The following is a 7,308-nucleotide window of genomic DNA, read 5'->3' as shown; positions in this document are numbered from 1 at the left end:
TTATACCTAAAGGTACTAACTTTAACAATATATCTCATCAATACATTAGAAAGTTACAGATAGACTTGAATAATAGACCTAAGAAATGTTTAAATTACTTGACACCTAATGAAGTACATTTTGGTATCTCTATAAACATTGAGAATACAATCTAGCTTTTAAAATAAATATTTATTTTATGTATCTTATGCTATATAATTGGTTTGATAAATATTTTTTTATAAGTTTTATAACAGTATAGGTGAGTTTATGAGGCTATTATTGGCTGAAGATGATCTTAATTTAGGCGAAGGCTTGCTAGAAGCATTGCAGAAAGAAGGTCTTATTGTTAACTTGGTTTCTGATGGAGAAGCAGCACAAACCTTTATAGAGTCTGGTTTATATGACATAGTTGTTCTTGATATAGGTATGCCAATTAAAACTGGTCTTGAAGTTCTTAGAAATGTTAGAAATAAAGGTATTAAAGTACCAATTATTCTTTTAACAGCTCGAGATGGTTTAGAAGATAGAATTAAAGGCTTAGACTTAGGCGCCGATGATTATCTTACTAAACCTTTTGAACTTAAAGAGTTAGTGGCAAGAATTAAAGCTATTTCTCGTAGAATAGATACAAGATCAGGTAAGAAGAGTACTAAGGAAGAAATTAAGTTTGGCGACTATGGCTTTAATCCTAGTTCTGAGACAGTAACTAAAGATGGTGTTATTATTCCAGTATCAAAAAAAGAGCTAGCTCTTTTGGCTATTCTGGTACAAAATGCAGGTCGTGTTGTACCGAAAACGCAGCTTTTGGAAGAAGTGTATTCTACTGATAAAGAAATGGATACTAATACTCTAGAAGTACACATGCATAATCTAAGGAAAAAAATCAATATTCCAAACTTTATCCAAACAATTAGAGGTGTTGGCTATTTTGTTCAAAAGGATAAAGTAGTTAAGTAATTTCATGGAACTATTGAATTATATCTTAAACTTAGGCTTCACATTTTGGCTGTTGTTTTTAACTATTGCAAGTGGTCTAATATATCTAATTGACTTATTCTTTTTTCAAAGGTCAAGATTAAAACCTTATGTAGAAGAGTTGAAAGGTCTATCTAAGAAGCAAAAACGTCAGTTTTATAAAGATAATGGTCTCAAAGCTCCATTGATAGCAGATCAAGCTAGATCTTTGTTTAGTGTTTTTTTGGTGGTTTTTTTGCTTAGAACATTTCTTATAGGGAATTTTCTTATTCCTACAGCATCTATGACACCAACATTACCTGTTGGAGATTTTATATTTGTCAATAAAGCTGCTTACGGTATTCGAGCACCTTTTAGTAATGAAACTTTAATAAAAACAGGGGAACCTAAAAGAGGCGACATTTTAGTATTTCATTTTCCAGTTAATCCAAGTGTAGATTTTGTCAAAAGAGTTATTGGAGTACCTGGAGATGTTATTTCTTATAAAAATAAGATGTTAACTATTAATGGTAAAAAACTTGAATACACGAATTGTGATAAAGATGCTATCAATTATTACAATCAATCATTGGCTAATGGAAGTGGTGATACAATTTGTACCGAAGATCTTGATGGTGTTAAACATCAAGTTGATTGGATTGAATCTGTAAATGGAACTGATTTTGAAGATCTTAAAGTACCCGCTGGACATTATTTTGTGATGGGAGACAATAGAGATAACAGCGAAGATAGCCGTTATTGGGGCTTTGTTCCTGAGAAAGATCTTGTTGGTAAAGCCAAGATTGTATGGATGAGTTGGGATAAGGTTGATAAGAAAGTTCGCTGGAGTGAAATAGGTAAGGTCTTTTAAATAAATGGTTCCTGAATATTCTCGATTATATAAAATTCTTGGTTATAGCTTCAAAAATTATACTCTCTTGGTCAGAGCATTGACTCATCGTAGTAAAACAAAGAAAAACTATGAAAGATTAGAGTTCTTAGGAGATTCTATTTTAGGCTTTGTAATAGCTGAAGTATTGTATATGGAGTTTCCTGATTTGGCAGAAGGTAAGCTTTCACAAATCAGATCTAAGCTAGTTAAAGGAGTAACTTTAGCAAATTTAGCTCTAAATTTTAAATTAGATGAATATATCATCTTAGGTGCTAGTGAACAAGGTGGACATAAGCGAGAGAAAATATTAGAAGATGTGTTTGAGGCTATTATAGGAGCAATTTATTTAGATAGTGATTTTGCTACTGTTAAAAAGGTTATAGTAAATTGGTACAAACCGGTTATATCAACTCTTAATTTGGATGATGTAAAAGTCAAGGATAGTAAGTCTAAATTACAAGAAATTCTATTGCAAAATGGTCTAAGTCTTCCCGAGTATAGTATTGAAACTATCGACGGTAAAGATCATGAACAAGAGTTTACAGTGAAAGCATTGTCTAATGATTTAAATATTGAAGTGAGTGCAAAAGGTACATCACGAAAAAAAGCAGAGCAGAAAGCTGCTGAGAAGATGATACAAATACTATCACAACAAGGCTTACATGAAAAAAAATAGATTAAATCTCAATGCTGTGGTTGTCATAAATAAGACTCAAGGTCTTAGTTCAAATAAAGTTTTACAACAATTAAAGTATTTATATAATGCTCAAAGGGCAGGTCATACAGGGACTTTAGATCCTATGGCAACAGGAGTTTTGCCTATATGCTTTGGTAGAGCTACTAAGATAGCACAATACCTTTTAGACTCTGATAAGGAATATATTGCGACTATTAAGTTAGGTGTTGAAACAGATAGTGGAGATGCTGAAGGTCAAATAATAGCAAGAAATGATGATATTCCAGAGTTGTCAGAGGATTACTTAGAAACAGTTTTGGCAAAATTTCGTGGAATAATAACTCAAACTCCTCCTATGTATTCTGCTCTTAAACATAATGGACAACCTCTCTATAAGCTAGCGAGAGAGGGTAAAACTGTTGAAGTAAAGCCTCGAAATATCAAAATATATGAGTTAGAGCTAGTAGACTTCAATACAGATTCGTTAAAAATAAGAGTTAAATGTTCAAAGGGAACTTATATTCGTAGTTTAGCAATAGATATTGGAAAAACTGTAGGGTGTGGCGGCATTTAATTGCGCTACAAAGAACACAAAGTGGCCCTTTTAGAATTGAGGCTGCTCATGACTTAGACAACTTAAAAGATTTAAGTTTTGAGCAAAAACTTGCTAGTATAGCTAATGTAGAGAGTGTATTTATTGACAAGCCAATATACTCTTTAGTAGAAGAAGAAAAAGATGATTTATACAAAAGAGGACTTTTTGCTGACAAATCTCATCTTGATGGAACGGTCAGGATATACGATGATGAGAAGTTTGTTGCTATAGCAGAGTTTGATAAAGGTAAATTAATAAGTAAAAAATTTTTTGACCAGGATATATTCATAAGTGAGTAAATATAATATACATAATGATCCTAATAAGGATATTGAAGCACAAAAATACGAGAATCCGATTCCAAGTAGAGAAGTAATCCTAAACTATATAAGAGATGCTAATATACCTGTTAGTATAGAAAATATAGCAAATGCTTTAGAGATTTTTAAAAAAAATCTTTTTGATGGGCTTGTAAATCGTTTAGGTGCAATGGTTAGAGATGGTCAGTTAGAAAAAGATAGATCATACTATAGTCTACCAGAAATAGCACCGATATATATCACATCTAAAGTGACAGCTGATAGAGATTTTCGCTTAGAGCTGTTTAGTCACACTCTAAATACTAAGGTCGGTATAGTATCTCATCAAGCAAAAATGGTAATGGTTGGTGATGAAGTAACTGCAAAAGTACTAGGACTTAATAAACGTGGTCGTATAGATGCAGAGATTCAAACAATAGTTTCAAGAGCACAAAAAACTATCACAGGATATTACTACAGGAGCTTTGATTGTGATTTTATTAAGCCGGTAAGTAAGAGCATAACAAGTGATATAGTGCTATTGCCTCCAAAGCAAAAAATAGAACATAACTCTTTAATCGAAGCTGAGATTATTGTTTATCCTAGTATAAATAGTGTAGTTGTTGCTAAATTTAAACAAGAGGTCGAAGCAGTATCTCCTGTTAAAGAAGCAATGATGATGGCAACGCAGAAATATGATTTAATTGAGCAGTGGAGTAAAAAAACTTTACGCTATTTAGATGATATTTCTGATGATGTAATTGTTGGTAATAGAGTTGATTTACGTAATGAGAACTTTGTAACTATTGATGGTGAAGACGCCAAAGATTTTGATGATGCTGTCTATGCATATAAGACTAAAAGTGGTAGCTGGAAATTATATGTTGCAATTGCAGATGTATCAAACTACGTTGAGAAAGATTCTAGTTTAGATTTAGATGCTAAGCGTCGCTCGACTTCTGTTTATTTCCCTGGGTATGTTATTCCAATGCTACCAGAGAAGTTATCAAATGGATTGTGTTCGTTGAAGCCTAATGAAGATAGATATTCTTTAGTTTGTGAGATGAATATTAGTAAAGAGGGTAAGCTATCTAGATATAAGTTCTATTCTGCTGTCATAAACTCAAAGGCGCGTTTAACTTATACTGAAGTTGCAAAGCTTATAGAGAAGAAACAAAACACAATAGTTGAAAAAACTCCTGAATTGGTGCCTAATATCTTTGATTTGTATGAGTTATATAAAGTACTTCATCAAGCTAGGCAAGAACGAGGTGCTATAGACTTTGATACAGTTGAAACACAAATAATATTAAATGATCATAATCATATTGAGTCAATAGTACCAAGACATCGTAATGATGCGCACAGGCTTATAGAAGAATGTATGCTTGTAGCAAATGTTGCTGCGGCTAAATTTACTATTAAGCATAAAAAAACATCGCCATTTAGAGTTCATAGTGAGCCTAAAGAAGATAGGATGGAAACTCTCAAGAAGTATCTTGCTAAGCATGGTATACATCTTGCATATGGTAAAAATGGCAAAGTTACACCAAAAGCTTTAGCAGAAATGCTAGATAGTATAAAAGATCGTCCTGACTATGATGATATCCAGATGATGACTTTACGTAGTATGAATCAGGCAGTGTACAGTATAAATAATGATGGACACTTTGGGTTAGCATATAGTGAGTATACACATTTCACATCACCAATTCGTAGATATCCAGATTTAGTGGTACACAGAATAATCAAATCAATTATTGGTGAATATGAGCATGGTGGAGCTGATTATAAACCTTCTGAATTAGCAAATATTTGTGAGAATGCTTCTGATCAAGAGCGAAATGCTGATGGTGCATCAAAACAAGTTGAGAATTGGTTGAAATGTTATTTCATGCAAGATTATATTGGTCATGTTCTAGAGGCTCAAATCAAGCATGTAAATGGTTTGGGTCTATTTGCTGAGTTAAAGGATATGTATATAGAAGGATTGATACATGTTTCGGCGATTCCTGGTGACTATTATATTTATGATGAAGCAAAAGATATATTAATTGGTAAGAGAACTCATAAGGTTTATAAGATAGGTCAAGATATAACTGTAAGAGTCGTGAGAGCAGATCTTGATAGAATTCATATAGACTTTGAGTTATATGATCCGCGTAAACCTTTTGTTGAGGGTAGCTCAAATAAGTCATTTGGTAAAAAGGCTATAAAACCAGCTAAAAAGGCTAAAAAGAATAAATCAAGACGTAAAAGAAAAAGTAAAACAAAAGTAAAAGTAACCGAATAAGTTTGTTCTGAAATATTTATCTAAGCCGTCTTTTTAGGTTCTTTAAAACTCCATACTATTCTGAATTTTTTTAATATACAAAGAATTATGTATGTAATATCAATTTGCCATGCTTTGAGATTATTTCTAACTGAATACGCAAATTTATGATGATTATTATGCCAACCCTCACCAAATGTAACTAATGCTATAAACCAGTTATTGCGACTATTATCTGAAGTTTCATAATCTTTTTTGCCAAAAATATGACAGATTGAATTAACACTAAATGTAGTGTGATATAACAATACTGTGCTTAAAATACCACCCTAAAATACAAATGCTAAACCTGATGTTTGTAGGTTAGGGTAGAAGTGATTAATTACGTTACCGATAGCAAAGAGACCTATCAGATATAATGCAAATAAAACATGAGCATACTTATCTAACCATACTAGCTCAGGATATTCTACCCAGTCTTTGGTAAATTTAGGATCAACATAATCACTTCTAGATTCAAAAACCCAGCCAACATGTGATTGGAAGATCCCATTCTTAGGAGAGTGTAAATCTGTGTCTTTATCAGAATCGATATGATGATATCTATGATGACCTGACCACCAAAGCGGCCCTTTTTGAGATGCCCAAGTTCCAACTAATGCTAAAATAAATTGAAATACTCTAGAAGTCTGAAAAGCTTTGTGAGCAAAGTAACGATGGTATCCGGCTGTTAAAGCGAATGTCCGAGCTGAGAATGTAACGAGAAATACAACTAATGCAGTAATATTATAATTTACAAAAAATATTGCTAAGCAAGCAATATGCATAATAGCAAAGGCTATTATAGTGACTTTATTTGATTGAGTTTCCATGGTTTCTCCGGTTCTAAATCATCTTTTTAGCAATTTTAAAGTAAAGCTTGTAAGGTAAAACTGCAATAAGTTTTAGAATTATAGTGAATTTTTTTGTAAAGTGAACCTCAAATTTATTTGACTCTAAACCTTTGATAATGCTAAGGTCAGCTTCTTCAGGTTGAAGTAGAGCTGGCATTTTAAAATTATTCTTGTCAGTAAGTTTAGTTTTAACAAAGCTTGGATTTATTAGACGGATATCAAGTTCAGGATTTTCTGCTTTTAGGCTCTCCACTAAATTTATAACACCAGCCTTAGTAGCAGCATAAGGTTGTGATCTAGGTAAACCGATATAGCCAGCGACACTAGCTGTAATAGCTAGCTGACATTTGGGATTTTTTTTGAGATAAGGTAGCGTAAATCTTATTAGGTAAAAAACAGCAGTTAGGTTAGTTTGGATAGTTTTATTAAGATTTGAAATGGCAATGTCAGCAATTAATGAAGGTTCATAGAATGCGGGCAAATATATAATATAATCAGGATTATAGCTAAGAGCTATATCACTTCCTTTTTTGAAGCTCTCAAAATCTACCACATCAAGATCAACAGTATGAGCAGTATTTTTTAGACTTGCGGATAGAGTTATTATCAAATCTAGTATATGGGAATTAAGCGGCATAATTTTTATCCTGTTTTATTTTGTCAACTTCATGCTCAGAAATGCCATCAATAAAAGTTACATTATTTAGCATTTCATTAATTCTCTTATAGCCATTTAATCTATGCC

4 protein-coding genes and 4 pseudogenes are annotated in these 7,308 nt (G+C 32.4%); 6 read left to right on the top strand and 2 right to left on the bottom strand.

All coding sequences use genetic code 11. From position 1 onward, the window contains the following. The 6 genes and pseudogenes from F8C69_RS11450 to rnr all read left to right on the top strand — a co-directional run. Window positions 1-155: pseudogene (locus F8C69_RS11450) on the top strand (IS30 family transposase); the annotation flags it as partial. A gap of 94 nt (window positions 156-249) precedes the next feature. After that, on the top strand, window positions 250-939 hold the full coding sequence (gene qseB / locus F8C69_RS07740) for a response regulator QseB (protein WP_159184797.1): 690 nt from the start codon (window positions 250-252) through the stop codon (window positions 937-939). Window positions 940-943: 4 nt separating this feature from the next. Next, on the top strand, window positions 944-1,807 hold the full coding sequence (gene lepB / locus F8C69_RS07735) for a signal peptidase I (protein ID WP_159184796.1): 864 nt from the start codon (window positions 944-946) through the stop codon (window positions 1,805-1,807). A gap of 4 nt (window positions 1,808-1,811) precedes the next feature. Further along, window positions 1,812-2,504 (top strand): ribonuclease III, encoded by a 693-nt coding sequence (gene rnc, locus F8C69_RS07730; RefSeq protein ID WP_159184795.1) that lies wholly within the window; start codon window positions 1,812-1,814, stop codon window positions 2,502-2,504. Next, window positions 2,491-3,398: pseudogene (gene truB, locus F8C69_RS07725) on the top strand (tRNA pseudouridine(55) synthase TruB). The gene rnc and the pseudogene truB overlap by 14 nt, the downstream one beginning before the upstream one ends. Beyond that, window positions 3,391-5,691 (top strand): ribonuclease R, encoded by a 2,301-nt coding sequence (rnr, locus tag F8C69_RS07720; protein WP_159184794.1) that lies wholly within the window; start codon window positions 3,391-3,393, stop codon window positions 5,689-5,691. Before truB ends, rnr begins: the two are co-directional and overlap by 8 nt. A gap of 20 nt (window positions 5,692-5,711) precedes the next feature. Here rnr and F8C69_RS07715 read toward each other — a convergent pair. Together F8C69_RS07715 and F8C69_RS07710 are read right to left on the bottom strand one after the other, a co-directional pair. Beyond that, window positions 5,712-6,542, bottom strand: a pseudogene (locus F8C69_RS07715) (acyl-CoA desaturase). A gap of 13 nt (window positions 6,543-6,555) precedes the next feature. After that, a pseudogene (locus tag F8C69_RS07710) lies at window positions 6,556-7,155 on the bottom strand (SDR family NAD(P)-dependent oxidoreductase); the annotation flags it as partial. Window positions 7,156-7,308: the final 153 nt, after the last annotated feature.

It is taken from the genome of Francisella noatunensis subsp. noatunensis (assembly GCF_009823375.1).
Classification (GTDB): domain Bacteria; phylum Pseudomonadota; class Gammaproteobacteria; order Francisellales; family Francisellaceae; genus Francisella; species Francisella noatunensis.
This window is presented reverse-complemented; position numbering and strand designations above follow the sequence as displayed.

Bases quoted from the DNA above. Each gene is read 5' to 3' on its own strand.
- qseB (WP_159184797.1), top strand. From the start codon at position 250: ATGAGGCTATTATTGGCTGAAGATGATCTTAATTTAGGCGAAGGCTTG.
- lepB (WP_159184796.1), top strand. From the start codon at position 944: ATGGAACTATTGAATTATATCTTAAACTTAGGCTTCACATTTTGGCTG.
- rnc (WP_159184795.1), top strand. From the start codon at position 1,812: ATGGTTCCTGAATATTCTCGATTATATAAAATTCTTGGTTATAGCTTC.